Consider the following 13,369-nt stretch of genomic DNA (forward strand, 5'->3'; position numbering starts at 1 on the left):
GGTCGAACCCGAGCGACGAGGGGCCGTACGCCACTGGCGTACGGCCCCTCGTCGGTGATCGGGTGGTGCGTGGCTCAGGCGCCGACCTCGAAGCGGGCGAACCGCTTCACGGTCGTGCCGGCCGCGTCGAGGACGGCCTTGACGCTCTTCTTGGACTCGGTGACCGACTCCTGCTCGAGCAGGACGATCTCCTTGTAGAAGCCACCGAGGCGACCCTCGACGATCTTGGCGATCGCCTGCTCGGGCTTGCCCTCCTCGCGGGTCTTCTGCTCGGCGATCGAGCGCTCGGACTCGACGACGTCGGCGGGGACCTCGTCGCGGGTGAGGTACTGCGCCTTCATCGCGGCGATCTGCATCGCGGCGCCGCGGGCGGCGGCCTCGTCACCCTCGAACTCGACCAGCACGCCGACGGCCGGCGGGAGGTCGGCGGCACGCTTGTGCATGTAGGTGACGGTGGTGCCGTCGAAGTAGGCGACCTCGCCCAGCTCGATCTTCTCGCCGATCGTGATGGCCAGGTCCTCGACGACCTCGCCGACGGTCTTGCCGTCCAGCTCGGCGGCCTTGAGGGCGGCGGTGTCGGCGGCCTTGACCTCGTTGGCCACGTCGGCGATCTGCTGCGCCTTCTTGATGAAGTCCTCGTTCTTGGCGACGAAGTCGGTCTCGCTCTTGAGCTCGACTAGGGCGTTGCCGGAGGTGGCGACGAGGCCGGCGGCGGTCTCGCGCTCGGCGCCGCGGGCGGCGGCCTTGGCCGCGCCCTTGACCCGGAGCAGCTCGACGGCCTTGTCGAAGTCGCCGTCCGCCTCGGTCAGCGCCTTCTTGCAGTCCATCATCCCGGCCTGGGTCTGCTCACGGAGCTTCTTGACGTCGGCGGCGGTGAAGTTGGCCATGGTCCTTCTTCCTTCAGGTTCGTTGGGTACGGCGCGGCGGCGCGCAGGTCGTGCGCGCCGCCGCGGTCGGGACGTCTCAGGCGGTGGGCTCGTCGGTCGCCGGCTCGGCGTCCGTGACGGCCGTGGCGGTGTCGACGGACGCAGCCTCGGCGACGGCGGCGTCGACGTCGGCGGCGACCTCGTCAGCCGACGCGTCGCTGCCGGCGACGGGAGCCGGCGCCTCGTCCGAGGTCGCGGCGTCGGCCGGGGCCTCGACAGCGGCGCCGGCGGCGGCGTCGGCCTGGGGGGCCTCGGCAGCGGCACCGGTGGACTCGGAGGCCGGGGTCTCGGCGGCGGCGTCGCCCGTGGCGGCGGCAGCGGCCTTCTCGGCGTCACCGGCGAGGAGCTCGCGCTCCCACTCGGCGAGGGGCTCCTCGGCACCGACGGTCTCGTCGGCGTCGCCGCCCTTGACGCCCGAACGGGCCATGAGGCCCTCGGCGACGGCGTCCGCGACCACGCGGGTCAGCAGGCCGACCGCGCGGATGGCGTCGTCGTTGCCCGGGATCGGGAAGTCGACGAGGTCGGGGTCGCAGTTGGAGTCGAGGATGCCGATGATCGGGATCCGCAGCTTGCGGGCCTCCTCGACGGCCAGGTGCTCCTTGTTGGTGTCGACGATCCACACGGCCGAGGGGACCTTGGTCATCTCGCGGATGCCGCCGAGGGTCTTCTCGAGCTTGGTGTGCTCCCGCTTCATCTGCAGGAGCTCCTTCTTGGTGCGACCCGAGCCGGCGACCGTCTCGAAGTCGACGTCGTCGAGCTCCTTGAGGCGGTTGATCCGCTGGTGGACGGTCTGGAAGTTGGTGAGCATGCCGCCGAGCCAGCGCTGGTTGACGTAGGGCATGCCGACGCGGGTGGCCTGCTCGGCGATGGCCTCCTGCGCCTGCTTCTTGGTGCCGACGAACATCACGACACCGCCGCGCGCGACGGTCTCCTTGACGAAGGCGAAGGAGCGGTCGATGTAGGACAGCGACTGCTGCAGGTCGATGATGTAGATGCCGTTGCGCTCGGTCATGATGAAGCGCTTCATCTTGGGGTTCCAGCGACGGGTCTGGTGACCGAAGTGGACGCCGCTCTCGAGCAGCTGGCGCATGGTGACGACTGCCATGGGTTCTCCTGTGGTGGCGGAGGCGCTGACCGATGTGCCCGACCTTGCGCAGGCCGGACCGGGAGCGTGACTCCTGTTGGTTTCAGTTGCTGCCCCCGGCGGGTGCCGGGTGCCCTGACGCTCACACGCCGGTCCGATCCGCACCGGTGGGGCTGGCGGGAACTGAGGACCGACGCCCACGGGCGGTCCGGGACCGAGGAGCATCCCGACGCGGTCTGCGAGCGTGCGAAGTCAGTCCGGGTGGACTGCTCCGCACATCGTAGGCCAGGGACTCACGCCGGGCGAAATGGCGGAACGCTGCGGCGGAGCGGCGTCTTCCCGCTGGGCACGCACCGGCAACCGTCCACAACCGACCCGGCACCGTCGCACTCCACAGCCGCGCACGTCGGCCGTCGCCCTCGGGGCCCCTGCCGGGCAGCCTCGCAGGGTGCGCACCCACCTCGTCGCCGTCCTCACGGCCCTCCTGCTCGCGGCGTCCTCCGTGCCGCTCTCTCCCGCCACCTACGCCTGGCCCACCCCGTCGGCGAAGCCCGAGGTCGACGGGGTGTGGCCCCTCGACCCCGAGCCCGACGTGGTCCGCGGTCTCGAGCCCCCGCCGCACCCGTACGCCTCCGGGCACCGCGGCGTCGACCTGGCCGGTGCCCCCGGCCAGGCGGTGCGGGCCGCCCTGCCCGGCACCGTCGGCTTCGCCGGCTCCATCGGCGGCAAGCCGGTCGTCACGGTGCTGCACGGAGGGCGGCGTACGACCTACGAGCCGGTCGTGGCCACGGTCGAACGGGGCGACGAGGTGGCTGCCGGTTCGGTGCTGGGCAGGCTGGTGGTCACCGACAGCCACTGCTTCCCCGCGGCCTGCCTGCACTGGGGGCTGATCGAGGGCGAGACCTACCTCGACCCGCTGTCCCTCGTCGGCGGCGGCCCGGTGCGGCTGCTCCCCCTCTGGCGCGACGCGCCGGCCACGACGCGGTTGCCGTGGACTCCCCCGCTCCAGCGCTGGCGGCGCCCGGTCGACCGCGCCGTCTGACGACGCCGGTCTGCCTAGGCCCGGGGGTGCGCCTGCTGGTAGGCCCGACGCAGCCGGTCGGTGGTGACGTGCGTGTAGAGCTGCGTCGTGGCCAGCGAGGCGTGGCCGAGCAGCTCCTGCACCGAGCGCAGGTCCGCGCCCCCCTCGAGCAGGTGGGTGGCGGCGGAGTGCCGCAGGCCGTGCGGGCCGATGTCGGGGGCGCCGGGGACGTCCGCGATGCGTCGGTGCACGAGGTCCCGGACGGCCCGCTGGTCGATGCGTCGCCCGCGTACGCCCAGGAACAGCGCCGGCCCGGACCCCTCGACGCGCAGCGCGGCGCGTCCGGAGCGCAGCCACCGGTCCAGCGCGCGGCCCGCCGGGGTGCCGTAGGGCACCGAACGCTCCTTGCGGCCCTTGCCGAGGACCCGGACCACCCGTCGCTCGTCGTCCACGTCGTCGACGTCGAGCCCGACCAGCTCGCCCACCCGGATGCCGGTGGCGTAGAGCAGCTCGAGCATCGCCACGTCGCGGACCCCGACCGGGGTGCCGTCGTCGGCCAGCTCGGCGGCCGAGCGGATGAAGGCCTCGGCCTCGTCGGCCCGGAGGACCGGGGGAAGCGTCTTGTGCTTCTTCGGCGATCCGAGCGCAGCCCCCGGGTCGGTGGGCAGGCGCCCGGTCCGGTGCAGCCACGCGGTGAAGACGCGGGCCGCCGTGGCCCGGCGCGCGATGGTCGTCCGGCTGCGGCCGGTGGACTGGAGGCGGGCCAGCCAGCTCCGCAGCGTGCGGAGGTCGAGGTCCGTGACGTCGTCGTGGCCGAGCCGCAGGCAGTGGTCGAGCAGGCCGGAGACGTCACCGAGGTAGGCACGGACGGTGTGCGGGGCGAGGTCGCGCTCGGAGACCAGGTGGCGCTCGTAGTCGGCGAGCACGCGCATCATGGGTTCGGGCAGCCCCGGCGCACCTGCCTCCTCGTCGGCCACGCCACGATCGTAGGCGTCGGGACGCCTCTCACCCGGCACCCGCGAGTCGCCACCCGCCGGGGACCTCCCGGACGAAGCCGCCCCGCTCGAGGCGACCCAGCGCGTTGGCCGCCTCGCGGACGTGGAGCGCGCACATCCCGGCGATCGACTCCACGTCGGCCGGGGCGCTCACCGGAACGGCCTCGAGCACCAGCTGGTCGGTGCGGCTCAGGCTGTCGCGTGGCCGCTCCTCGCCGCGACGGACCTCCGGGAGGTGCTGACCCGCGGCACCGACGATCTCGAGGACCTCCGCGCCGCGGGTGACCAGGGAGGCGCCGCCGCGCCGAAACCACTCGTGCACGCCCTCCGACGTGTAGCTGGTGACGGGGCCGGGCACGCACATGACGGGTCGGCTGAGCTGCTCGGCCCAGCTGGCGGTGTTGAGGGCGCCGCTGCGCAGGGCGGCCTCGACGAGGACCGTCCCGCTGGTCAGCGCGGCGATGAGCCGGTTGCGCGCCAGGAACCGGATCCGCGTGGGGGCGGACCCCGGCGGCTGCTCGGAGACCACCGCGAACTCGGCGGCGAGGTGGGCCAGGAGTCGGCGGTGCTGCACGGGATAGGTCCGGTCGACGCCGCACGCGAGGACGGCCACCGTGGCACCGCCGGCCAGGAGCGCCGCGTCGTGCGCCGCGAAGTCGATGCCCTTGGCTCCCCCCGAGACCACCGGCGTCCCGGCTGCGGCGACGGTGCCCGAGATCCAGCGGGCCACCTCGTCGCCGTAGACCGAGCAGGACCGGGACCCGACCACGGCCACCGACGTGGCCAGCTCCGTCAGCGGCATCGGGCCCTTCACCCAGATCCCCGGCGGGGTGCCCCCGAGCGCCTGGACGTCCTCGACGTGGTCGAGGTCGTCGAGGCCGGGGGGCCACTCGGGATCACCGGGCACCACGAAGCGGATGCCGCACCGTTGGGCCTGATCCAGCTCGCGGACGGGGTCGACCTGCAGGAGCCGGTCCGGCAGGCCGCTGCCCGGCTTGGGCTCGAGCTGCGTGCGCAGCGCGCCCTGGGGGCCGAGCTGCCGCACGAGCGAGGAGGTGGTGCGGTCGCCGGGCTCGACGGCACGGCTCAGCACCACCCGGGCGAGCCGGTCGGCCTCCGTGGGGCCGCCGGCCGGGCGGATCGCCCGGACGCTCATGACGCCACCGTCCGCACGACCTCGGCGGGCAGGACGCGCGACGGGTCGGGCGACCGCAGGACGAGGGCGACCCGGGCCTCGGCCTCACCCGGACGGTCGACGTCGGCGCAGTCGGCGACCGTCCACGCCAGCCGCTGGACCCGGGTGAGGCCCCGTCGGGTCAGCCGCCCCGCGGCGAGCTCCGCCTCGACGAGGCGCTGGGCCGCGGGGTGGAGGGGCCACCGCTCGGCCAGGGCGGGCCCCGGGACGGCCGAGTTGAGCAGCCACGGGCAGTCGCGGTAGCGACGGTGCTGGCGCAGCCGAGCGCTCTCGACGCGGGCCCGGACGTCGGCCGACGACTCCGGGGGCGGGGCGAAGCTCCGCCCGCTCCTCGGGCCGTGGGGGCGGACCTGCATCCAGATGTCGACCCGGTCGACGATGGGGCCAGACAGCTTGCGCTGGTAGTGGGCGCGCTGCACCTCCGAGCACTCACAGCCTCCCCCGGTCAGGCCGTGGAAGTTGCCGCACGGGCAGGGATTGGCCGCCAGCACGACGAGCGAGCGGGCGGGATAGGTGGCCGACTCCTCGCCCCGGGCGATCGTCACCTCCCCGGACTCCAGCGGCTGGCGCATCGCCTCGATGACGTCGGAGCGGAAGTGCGGGAACTCGTCGAGGAACAGCACGCCGTGGTGGGCCAGGCTGACCTGGCCCGGTCGGACGCGACCGGTGCCACCGCCGAGCACGCTCGCGGCGCTCGCGCTGTGGTGGGGCGCGAACCACGGCGGTCTCCGGAGCAGGCCCGCGCCCTCGGGGAGCGTCCCGGCCACCGAGTGCAGGGCCGTCACCTCGAGCGACTGCTCGATCGTCAGGTCGGGGAGGATCGTGGGGATCCGCTCGGCGATCGACGTCTTGCCCGTCCCGCGCGGTCCGACGAGCATCAGCGGGTGGGCGCCGGCCGCCGCGACCTCCACGGCGTAGCGGACGTCGTCGAGGCCGTCGAGGTCGCCCAGGTCGACGTCGTCGAGCCGGTCGGCACCACGCCACGAGGTGAGCGGGCTGGCGGACGGCGCCACGACGGGTGGCGCCTCCGGGACCTCGACGTCGCACAGCACGGCGACGACCTGGGACAGCGAGCGCACGCCGAACACCGTCATCCCGGGGACGAGACCGGCCTCGGCCGCCTGCGGCTCCGGCACGAAGACCCGCGTGATCCCGTGCGCCGCGGCGGCGATCACCATCGGCAGCACCCCCGGCACCGGGCGCAGTCCGCCCGACACGGACAGCTCCCCGACGAACGCCCAGCCCTCGAGGTGCTCGGGAGCGAGCTCGTCGTGCTTCTTGTCGGCCGCCATCACCGCCACGGCGATCGCGAGGTCGTAGTGGGTGCCGCCCTTGGGCAGGTCGGCCGGCGACAGCAGGACCGTGACGCGCTTGGTGGCCGGCCAGCGGCCGCAGTCGTTGTTGATGGCCATCCGCACCCGGTCACGCGCCTCGGACAGGCTCTTGTCGACCCGGCCGACCAGCGTCGTCCCGACCACGCCCGGGGACACGTCGACCTGGACGTCGATCACGTGCCCGTCCGCGCCCTTCAGGGCCAAGGAGCGGGCCGTCGCGAAGGCCATCAGCCGATCGCCTCGACGTGCTCGACCTCGACCGGCCGACCCGGCGGCGCCAGGACACCCACCATGTCGATCCGGACGTCCTCGGGGTGGCAGTCGTGGACGCGCAGCCACCTCGCGGCGAGGCGGCGCAGCCGGTCGACCTTGCGCCGGTCGACCGCCTCCAGCGGTGCGCCGTAGTCGGTGGAGGTGCGGGTCTTCACCTCGCAGATCACCAGGACCTGCCCGTCGCGCAGCACGAGGTCGATCTCGCCGGCCTCGCACCTCCAGTTGCGGTCGAGCAGCACCATCCCGCGACCGGTCAGGTGGCGCGCTGCGATCGTCTCGCCGCGCTCGCCGAGCAGACGCTTGCGCTGGGCGGCCGGGTCGGGGACGAAGGGTGAGGTGGCGGCAGGTCGGGCCATCGTGGGTGCCTTCCGGTCGGGCAGATCGGGGAGGCACCAGCACACCGCGGCCCGCCGACAGGGCGGGCGGGTGCGCGGCGGCGGCTGTGGAGAAGTGGCGGACGAGGACGGCTGTGGACGCCCGGTGGCTCAGTCCTTGGGCGGGTCGATCTCCTGCGGAGCCAGCTCCTCCACGTTGACGTCCTTGAACGTCAGGACCTTCACGTTCTTGGCGAAGCGCGCGGGTCGGTACATGTCCCACACCCACGCGTCGCTCATCGAGACCTCGAAGAACACGTCGCCGCTCTCGGAGCGTGCCTTCACGTCGACCTGGTTGCAGAGGTAGAAGCGGCGGTCGGTCTCCACGACGTACTTGAAGATGCCCACGACGTCGCGGTACTCGCGATAGAGGGTGAGCTCCATCTCGGTCTCGTACTTCTCGAGGTCCTCGGCGCTCATGCGTCCTCCTCCGTCGGGTCCGGCCCCGTGCTGCCCGGCTGCTCCCGACCGACACTAGTGGCCCGCTCCAGCACCTCGGGCGGGGACGCCTCGGACGACGACGGCTCGGGCGGCGACGTCTCCGGCAGCGGCTCGAGGCCGGCGGCGCGGCGCACGTTGACGAAGCGCATCCGGTGCTGGGGGCACGGCCCGTGGGCGGCGAGGGCCGCGTCGTGCTCCGCGGTGCAGTAGCCCTTGTGGGTGCGGAAGTCGTAGTGCGGCCACGAGTCGTGCATCTGGACCATCAGCCGGTCGCGGGTCACCTTGGCGATGACGGAGGCCGCGGCGATGCAGGCCGCGACCCGGTCGCCCTTCCACACCGCGAGGCCGGGCACCCCCAGCCCGTCGACCGGGAAGCCGTCGGTGAGGACGTAGGACGGCCGAGCCTCGAGGCGGGCGACGGCACGGCGCAGCGCCTCGACGTTGGCCACGTGCATCCCGAGGCGGTCGCACTCCTCGGCGTCGATCACCACGACCGACCACGCGAGAGCGCGGCGCACGACCTGGGCGTAGACGCGCTCGCGGGCGGCCTCGGTCAGCAGCTTGCTGTCGGCGAGCCCCGGGACGACGCCGGCCTTGCCGGCCGGCAGCACGACGGCCCCGGCGACGAGCGGGCCGGCGCAGGCTCCGCGGCCGGCCTCGTCGACCCCGGCGATCGGGTCGAGCCCGGCCCGCCGCAGGGCGCGCTCGTAGCCGTAGATCCCGGCGTCACGACGTACGGTCATGCCGCCCGGCAGGGGCTGGGGCGGCTGGGTCACGAGGTCGGTGCGGGCACGTCCTCGAACGTGTCCGGACGGGTGTTCCAGCGGAAGCGGTCGGCGGGCCACAGCAGGACGAAGACCTTGCCGACGACCAGGTCGACGGGGACGAACTCGTCGCCGGGCACGCACTCGGTCTCGTCGGTGCGACACATCTTCTGCGAGGAGTCGGCCGAGCGCGACCGGTTGTCGCCCATCACGAAGATGTGGCCCTCCGGGATCGGGCCGACCTGCCAGTCCTCGTCGCAGGTGCCGTTGGTGGGCATGGGGCCGTTGCACTTGCCGGTGCCGCGCTTGACGTAGGCGCTCTCGGCGAGCGGCTGGCCGTTGACGACGAGCCGGCCCTGGTCGTCGCAGCACTCGATGGTGTCGCCCGCGACGCCGATGACGCGCTTCACCAGGTGCCCACCGGTCGGGTAGAGCCCGATCTTGGCCATCGCCTTGGCCACCGGGTTGGTGGGCCCGGCGCTGTCGATGGGGGGCAGCCAGCCGCCCGGGTCCTTGAACACGACGACGTCGCCGCGCTCCGGCTCCCCGCCGCCCCAGTAGGAGACCTTCTGGATGAGGATCCGGTCGTTGAGGATCAGGCCCGGCTCCATCGACTCCGACGGGATGTAGAAGGCCTGGACGAAGAACGTCTTGATGACCACGGCGAGGACCAGGGCGACCCCGAGCAGGAGGATCGTCTCCTGCCACAGGGGCAGCTGCTTGCGCTTCGGCTTGCCCTGTCCCGATCCCTTGCGGCCGCTCGCCGAGCTGCCCGTGGAACGCGACGACCGCGGTTCCTCGTCCGTGGAGAGGGACGCAGAACCGCGGTCGTCGGAAGTCACTCGCAGAGACTAACGAGTCGCTGGTCGCTCCCCGCCCAGCAGGGCGGGGTGGCGAGATCAGGCCTCGCGGCGCTCCTTGATCTTGGCAGCCTTGCCGCGCAGGTTGCGCAGGTAGTAGAGCTTGGCGCGACGCACGTCACCGCGGGTGACGACCTCGATCTTGTCGAAGATCGGGGAGTTCAGCGGGAAGGTGCGCTCGACGCCGACGCCGAAGGAGACCTTGCGGACGGTGAAGGTGCGGCCGATGCCCGAGCCGTGGACGCGGATCACGACGCCCTGGAACACCTGGACGCGCGAGCGGCTGCCCTCGATGACCTTGACGTGGACCTTGACGTTGTCGCCGGCACGGAAGGCCGGGACGTCGTCGCGCTTGAGGGAGGTGCCGAGGTCGGCGATGACGTTGGTCATGACTGCTCCTCGCGAGTGCCACAGGTCAGCCGCGGTGTGAGAGGTGGTGATCGGGTCGGTCCGTGCCCGAGCTGGCCGGCCGGCGCGCCCCCTGTGGCAGGTGCGGTACGGCGGGACCCCGGGGCGGTGCATCTGGTGGGATGCGTCCGGGCGACCCTGGCCTCGAGCGGACCAGGGGTGAAGTCTGCCAGAGCGTCGGCGTCAGCGGGAAATCCGCTTGGTGAGCACGACGGCTCCCGGTGGGGCGACCCGGTCGCCGCGCACCCGGAACCCCGCCTTCTTGTACATCCGCAGGTTGTCCAGTGACCCGGCGCCGGTGAAGAGGACGTAGGTCTCGACCTCCGGCGGCGCGAGTCCCTCGACGAGCTCGAGGAGCGCGCGGCCGAGACCGCGGCCCTGGAGGTCGGGGGCGACCATGATCCGCCCGATGTCCCACTCGCCGTGGCCGTCGACCCGACCGCGCACGGCGCCGACGAGGCGGCCCGAGGACGGCTCGCGCGCGACCATCACGGTCCACTCCCCCAGGCCGCGGCGTACGTCGTCGAGCGACTCGCGCAGGGCCGGGATCTCCACGCCGGGGTTGGCCTCCATCTCCTGCAGCCAGCAGGCGCGCTGCAGGGTGTAGATCTCGCCGGCGTCGGCGGACACGGCCGGGCGTACGTCGAGGTCGGCGAGGCCGCGGACGGCGCCGGTCGCCGGGAGGAGGTCCGGGCGGCGCGCGGCGGTCCGGCGCTCGGCCTGCTCGCGCCGCCAGGCGGCGATCCGCGCGTGGTCGCCGGAGAGGAGCACGTCCGGGACCTCGCGGCCCTCCCACGACGCCGGCTTGGTGTAGACGGGGTACTCGAGCAGGCCGTCGGCGTGCGACTCCTCGACGAGCGACTCGGCGTTGCCCATGAAGCCGGGCAGGAGCCGCACCACCGCCTCGGTGATCGCGAGTGCGGCGACCTCCCCGCCGTTGACGACGTAGTCACCGAGCGAGACCTCGCGCACGGTGCCGATCGTGGCGGCGTGCTCCACCACGCGCTGGTCGATGCCCTCGTAGCGCCCGCAGGCGAAGACCAGGTGCTCGTGGCCGCTCAGCTCGTGCGCGAGCGCCTGGGTGAACGGCTCCCCGCTCGGCGTCGTGAAGACGATCGTCGCCCCCGTCGCGACGGCGTCGAGCGCTCGTCCCCACGGCTCCGGCTTCATCACCATCCCGGCTCCCCCGCCGTAGGGGGTGTCGTCGACTGTGTGGTGGCGGTCGGTCGTCCACTGGCGCAGGTCGTGGACCGCCACCTGGAGCAGGCCCTTGTCCCGGGCCTTGCCGGGCAGGCTCAGGTCGAGCGGGGCGAGGTAGTCGGGGAAGATCGTGACGACGTCGATCCTCATGCGTCGCCCGACCCGCCGTCGGACGCGTCGCCAACCCCAGCGTCGGACGCAGCGGGCGCGTCCGGTGCGTCGTCGGGGAACGGCGACACGAGCCCGGGACGGTCGGCCACCACCACGCGGCGCGCGTCGAGGTCGACCTCCGGCACCAGCGCCGTCACGAACGGCACGAGAGCGTCGCGGCCGTCGGTGCTGCGCACGCTCAGCAGGTCCTGGGCCGAGCCGTGCACGAGGCCCTTCACGGTGCCGAGGTGGGTGCCGTCGAGGTCGACGACGTCGAGCCCGACGAGCTGGTGGTCGTAGAACTCGTCGGGGTCCTCGGGCGTCTCGTCGGGGCCGATCGTGGCGTGGAGGACGGTGCCGCGGACGGCCTCCGCGGCGTTGCGGTCGGCCAGCTCCTCGAAGGTGACCAGCAGCGTCGTCTGGTGCCAGCGCGCCCGCGCGACGGTGAGGCTGGAGGGCCGGCGGTCGGCGCCCGCAGGGGCCTCGGCCCGCAGGGTCGTACCGGGGGCGAAGCGGCGGTCGGGCTCGTCGGTGCGGACGTCGAGGGTGACCTCGCCGCGGATGCCGTGGGGCTTGCCGATGCGGCCGACGACGACCTCGATCTCGCCCGCTTGCTGATCACTCACGCGGCCAGCGTAGAGGTCGCGGAACGACGACGGGCGCCACCCCGGTGGGGGTGGCGCCCGTCGTCAGGCGTGCACGTCGCTCAGCGGCGGCGGTCGGTGTCCACGAAGTCCACCCGCGCCCCGCCGCGGCCCGCGAGGGCCGAGACGACGGTGCGGAAGGCGGTCGCGGTGCGACCGTTGCGGCCGATCACCTTGCCGAGGTCGTCGGGGTGGACCCGGACCTCGAGGATCGAGCCCCGACGCAGCTGCTTGTCGCGGACGACGACGTCGTCGGGGTGGTCGACGATCCCGCGCACCAGGTGCTCGAGCGCCTCGGCCAGCACGATCAGGCCTGCTTGTCCGCGTCGACGCCGGACGTGTTCTTGCCGGCCTCCTCGGCGGTGACGTTCTCCAGGTCGGCGTTGGCCTCGGCGGCACCCTCGGGCGTCTCCGAAGCCGGGACCTCGACCGCGGCGGGCGTCGCGGCGGCGGGCTCCTCGGCGGCCGGCTTGTCGGCCTTCTTGCGGGTGGTGGTCGCACCGCCACGGGGCTCGGCGCTGACCTCCTTGAGGGCCTCGTTGAAGATGTCGACCTTGGAGCGCTTGGGCTCCTTGACCTTGAGGGTGCCCTCGGTGCCGGGGAGACCCTTGAACTTCTGCCAGTCACCGGTGACCTTGAGGATGGCCTCGACGGCCTCGGAGGGCTGCGCGCCGACACCGAGCCAGTACTGCGCCCGGTCGGAGGTCACCTCGATGAAGGAGGGCTCCTCCTTCGGGTGGTACTTGCCGATCTCCTCGAGCACCCGACCGTCGCGCTTCTTGCGCGAGTCGACGACGACGATGCGGTACTGCGGCACCCGGATCTTGCCCAGGCGCTTCAAACGAATCTTGACGGCCACGTTTGTGGTGTCTCCTCAGAATTGTCGTGGGTGAGAGGCCTTGCCCCAGGTGGGGTCACCGGGTCCAGCCACTCGATGGGCGCTGCGTGCTCGGATGAGAGGGTCCGGGCGCGCAGGACACGAGCGATGATTCTGCCAGACGCGGGCGGCGCGCCACCAATCGCCCGACCCGTCACGCCCGGACGGCGTCGAGCCCGAGGCACGACCGGAGCGCCTCGAGCCCCTCGACCCGCAGCGGGTGCGGCCCGCGCACGAGGTCCTCGGGGGTCAGCACGAGCGCCTGGTTGAGCGCCAGCTCCCCCGGCCGGCGCTTGAGCCGCCGCACGCCGTTGGGCCGGTAGCCCAGCTTGCGGGAGACCGCCAGCGAGGCCGGGTTGTCGAGGAAGGCCCCCGAGGTGATGACGGCCGCGTCGAGGTGGTCGAAGGCGAACGCGCAGATCACCTGCCGCATCGCGGTGCCGATGCCGCGGCCCTGGAACTCGCGTCCCAGCCACGAGCCGGTCTCGCCGGTGCGGGTGACGAGGTAGTCGGACGTCTCGAAGGCCTGCGTCCCGACCAGGCGGTCGTCGTGGAACACCGCGAGGTGCAGGCCCCAGGCGTCCGGGCCGAACTCGGCACGGGTCCGCCAGTGGTAGGCGGCGGTGTTGCGGGCCAGCTGGTCGGGCGGGGCGTCGGTCCACGGGACGTAGAACGGCATCGCGCCCGGGTCGTGGATGCCGCGCACCGCGAGGTCGCACAGGTCGGGCAGCACCTCGTCGGTGATGCCGCGCAGCACCAGCGGTCCGGCCTCGATGGTGAGGCCCAGGGGCGGGAACAGGTCGGCGACGGTGGACACCGGCCC

15 protein-coding genes and 1 pseudogene are annotated in these 13,369 nt (G+C 73.2%); 1 reads left to right on the plus strand and 15 read right to left on the minus strand.

Annotation, left to right across the window (positions count from 1 at the left end):
* Window positions 1-74: 74 nt before the first annotated feature.
* Both tsf and rpsB read right to left on the minus strand, forming a co-directional pair.
* Window positions 75-887 carry a translation elongation factor Ts gene (gene tsf / locus SHK17_RS13885; protein ID WP_322919609.1) on the minus strand — a complete coding sequence of 271 codons (813 nt, stop codon included), beginning with the start codon at window positions 885-887 and terminating at the stop codon, window positions 75-77.
* A 76-nt stretch (window positions 888-963) separates the two neighbouring features.
* Entirely contained in the window at window positions 964-2,031 is a 1,068-nt protein-coding gene (rpsB, locus tag SHK17_RS13890; protein ID WP_322919610.1) for a 30S ribosomal protein S2, read from the minus strand.
* Window positions 2,032-2,458: 427 nt separating this feature from the next.
* Between rpsB and SHK17_RS13895 the strand changes: the two genes are divergently transcribed.
* Window positions 2,459-3,052, plus strand: coding sequence for a M23 family metallopeptidase (locus SHK17_RS13895; RefSeq protein ID WP_322919611.1), 594 nt, complete (start codon window positions 2,459-2,461; stop codon window positions 3,050-3,052).
* Between the two features lie 14 nt (window positions 3,053-3,066).
* Here the strand turns inward: SHK17_RS13895 and SHK17_RS13900 are convergent, their stop codons facing one another.
* The 13 genes and pseudogenes from SHK17_RS13900 to SHK17_RS13960 form a co-directional block, all read right to left on the minus strand.
* A complete protein-coding gene (locus tag SHK17_RS13900) occupies window positions 3,067-3,966 on the minus strand; it encodes a tyrosine recombinase XerC (protein ID WP_322425674.1) in 900 nt (299 codons plus the stop codon).
* Between the two features lie 70 nt (window positions 3,967-4,036).
* Window positions 4,037-5,182 (minus strand): DNA-processing protein DprA, encoded by a 1,146-nt coding sequence (gene dprA / locus SHK17_RS13905; protein ID WP_322919612.1) that lies wholly within the window; start codon window positions 5,180-5,182, stop codon window positions 4,037-4,039.
* Window positions 5,179-6,783, minus strand: coding sequence for a YifB family Mg chelatase-like AAA ATPase (locus SHK17_RS13910; protein ID WP_322919614.1), 1,605 nt, complete (start codon window positions 6,781-6,783; stop codon window positions 5,179-5,181). Before SHK17_RS13910 ends, dprA begins: the two co-directional genes overlap by 4 nt.
* Entirely contained in the window at window positions 6,783-7,184 is a 402-nt protein-coding gene (locus tag SHK17_RS13915) for a YraN family protein (protein ID WP_172264642.1), read from the minus strand. Before SHK17_RS13915 ends, SHK17_RS13910 begins: the two co-directional genes overlap by 1 nt.
* A 129-nt stretch (window positions 7,185-7,313) precedes the next feature.
* On the minus strand, window positions 7,314-7,622 hold the full coding sequence (locus tag SHK17_RS13920) for a DUF2469 domain-containing protein (protein WP_056906529.1): 309 nt from the start codon (window positions 7,620-7,622) through the stop codon (window positions 7,314-7,316).
* Between the two features lie 134 nt (window positions 7,623-7,756).
* Window positions 7,757-8,386, minus strand: a pseudogene (locus tag SHK17_RS13925) (ribonuclease HII); the annotation flags it as partial.
* Between the two features lie 29 nt (window positions 8,387-8,415).
* The gene (gene lepB, locus SHK17_RS13930) at window positions 8,416-9,249 is read right to left on the minus strand and encodes a signal peptidase I (RefSeq protein ID WP_172264645.1); all 834 of its coding nucleotides are present in this window, start codon (window positions 9,247-9,249) and stop codon (window positions 8,416-8,418) included.
* A gap of 57 nt (window positions 9,250-9,306) precedes the next feature.
* Window positions 9,307-9,657, minus strand: coding sequence for a 50S ribosomal protein L19 (gene rplS, locus SHK17_RS13935; protein WP_172264648.1), 351 nt, complete (start codon window positions 9,655-9,657; stop codon window positions 9,307-9,309).
* 201 nt (window positions 9,658-9,858) lie between these two features.
* Window positions 9,859-11,025: a tRNA (guanosine(37)-N1)-methyltransferase TrmD gene (trmD, locus tag SHK17_RS13940; protein ID WP_322919615.1), complete on the minus strand. Its 1,167-nt coding sequence runs from the start codon at window positions 11,023-11,025 to the stop codon at window positions 9,859-9,861.
* A complete protein-coding gene (gene rimM / locus SHK17_RS13945; RefSeq protein WP_322919616.1) occupies window positions 11,022-11,651 on the minus strand; it encodes a ribosome maturation factor RimM in 630 nt (209 codons plus the stop codon). The genes trmD and rimM overlap by 4 nt, the downstream gene beginning before the upstream one ends.
* Window positions 11,652-11,731: 80 nt before the next feature.
* Window positions 11,732-11,974 (minus strand): RNA-binding protein, encoded by a 243-nt coding sequence (locus SHK17_RS13950; protein ID WP_091196877.1) that lies wholly within the window; start codon window positions 11,972-11,974, stop codon window positions 11,732-11,734.
* A 2-nt stretch (window positions 11,975-11,976) separates the two neighbouring features.
* A complete protein-coding gene (gene rpsP, locus SHK17_RS13955; protein ID WP_322919617.1) occupies window positions 11,977-12,528 on the minus strand; it encodes a 30S ribosomal protein S16 in 552 nt (183 codons plus the stop codon).
* 172 nt (window positions 12,529-12,700) lie between these two features.
* Window positions 12,701-13,363, minus strand: coding sequence for a GNAT family N-acetyltransferase (locus SHK17_RS13960; protein WP_322919618.1), 663 nt, complete (start codon window positions 13,361-13,363; stop codon window positions 12,701-12,703).
* Window positions 13,364-13,369 lie beyond the last annotated feature (6 nt).

This window comes from Nocardioides renjunii (assembly GCF_034661175.1).
Lineage (GTDB): Bacteria > Actinomycetota > Actinomycetes > Propionibacteriales > Nocardioidaceae > Nocardioides > Nocardioides renjunii.

Coding starts and splice junctions, on each gene's coding strand:
- SHK17_RS13915 (WP_172264642.1), bottom strand. CDS start 7,184: ATGGCCCGACCTGCCGCCACCTCACCCTTCGTCCCCGACCCGGCCGCC.
- rplS (WP_172264648.1), bottom strand. CDS start 9,657: ATGACCAACGTCATCGCCGACCTCGGCACCTCCCTCAAGCGCGACGAC.
- SHK17_RS13920 (WP_056906529.1), bottom strand. CDS start 7,622: ATGAGCGCCGAGGACCTCGAGAAGTACGAGACCGAGATGGAGCTCACC.
- SHK17_RS13900 (WP_322425674.1), bottom strand. CDS start 3,966: ATGATGCGCGTGCTCGCCGACTACGAGCGCCACCTGGTCTCCGAGCGC.
- rpsB (WP_322919610.1), bottom strand. CDS start 2,031: ATGGCAGTCGTCACCATGCGCCAGCTGCTCGAGAGCGGCGTCCACTTC.
- dprA (WP_322919612.1), bottom strand. CDS start 5,182: ATGAGCGTCCGGGCGATCCGCCCGGCCGGCGGCCCCACGGAGGCCGAC.
- SHK17_RS13910 (WP_322919614.1), bottom strand. CDS start 6,783: ATGGCCTTCGCGACGGCCCGCTCCTTGGCCCTGAAGGGCGCGGACGGG.
- tsf (WP_322919609.1), bottom strand. CDS start 887: ATGGCCAACTTCACCGCCGCCGACGTCAAGAAGCTCCGTGAGCAGACC.
- trmD (WP_322919615.1), bottom strand. CDS start 11,025: ATGAGGATCGACGTCGTCACGATCTTCCCCGACTACCTCGCCCCGCTC.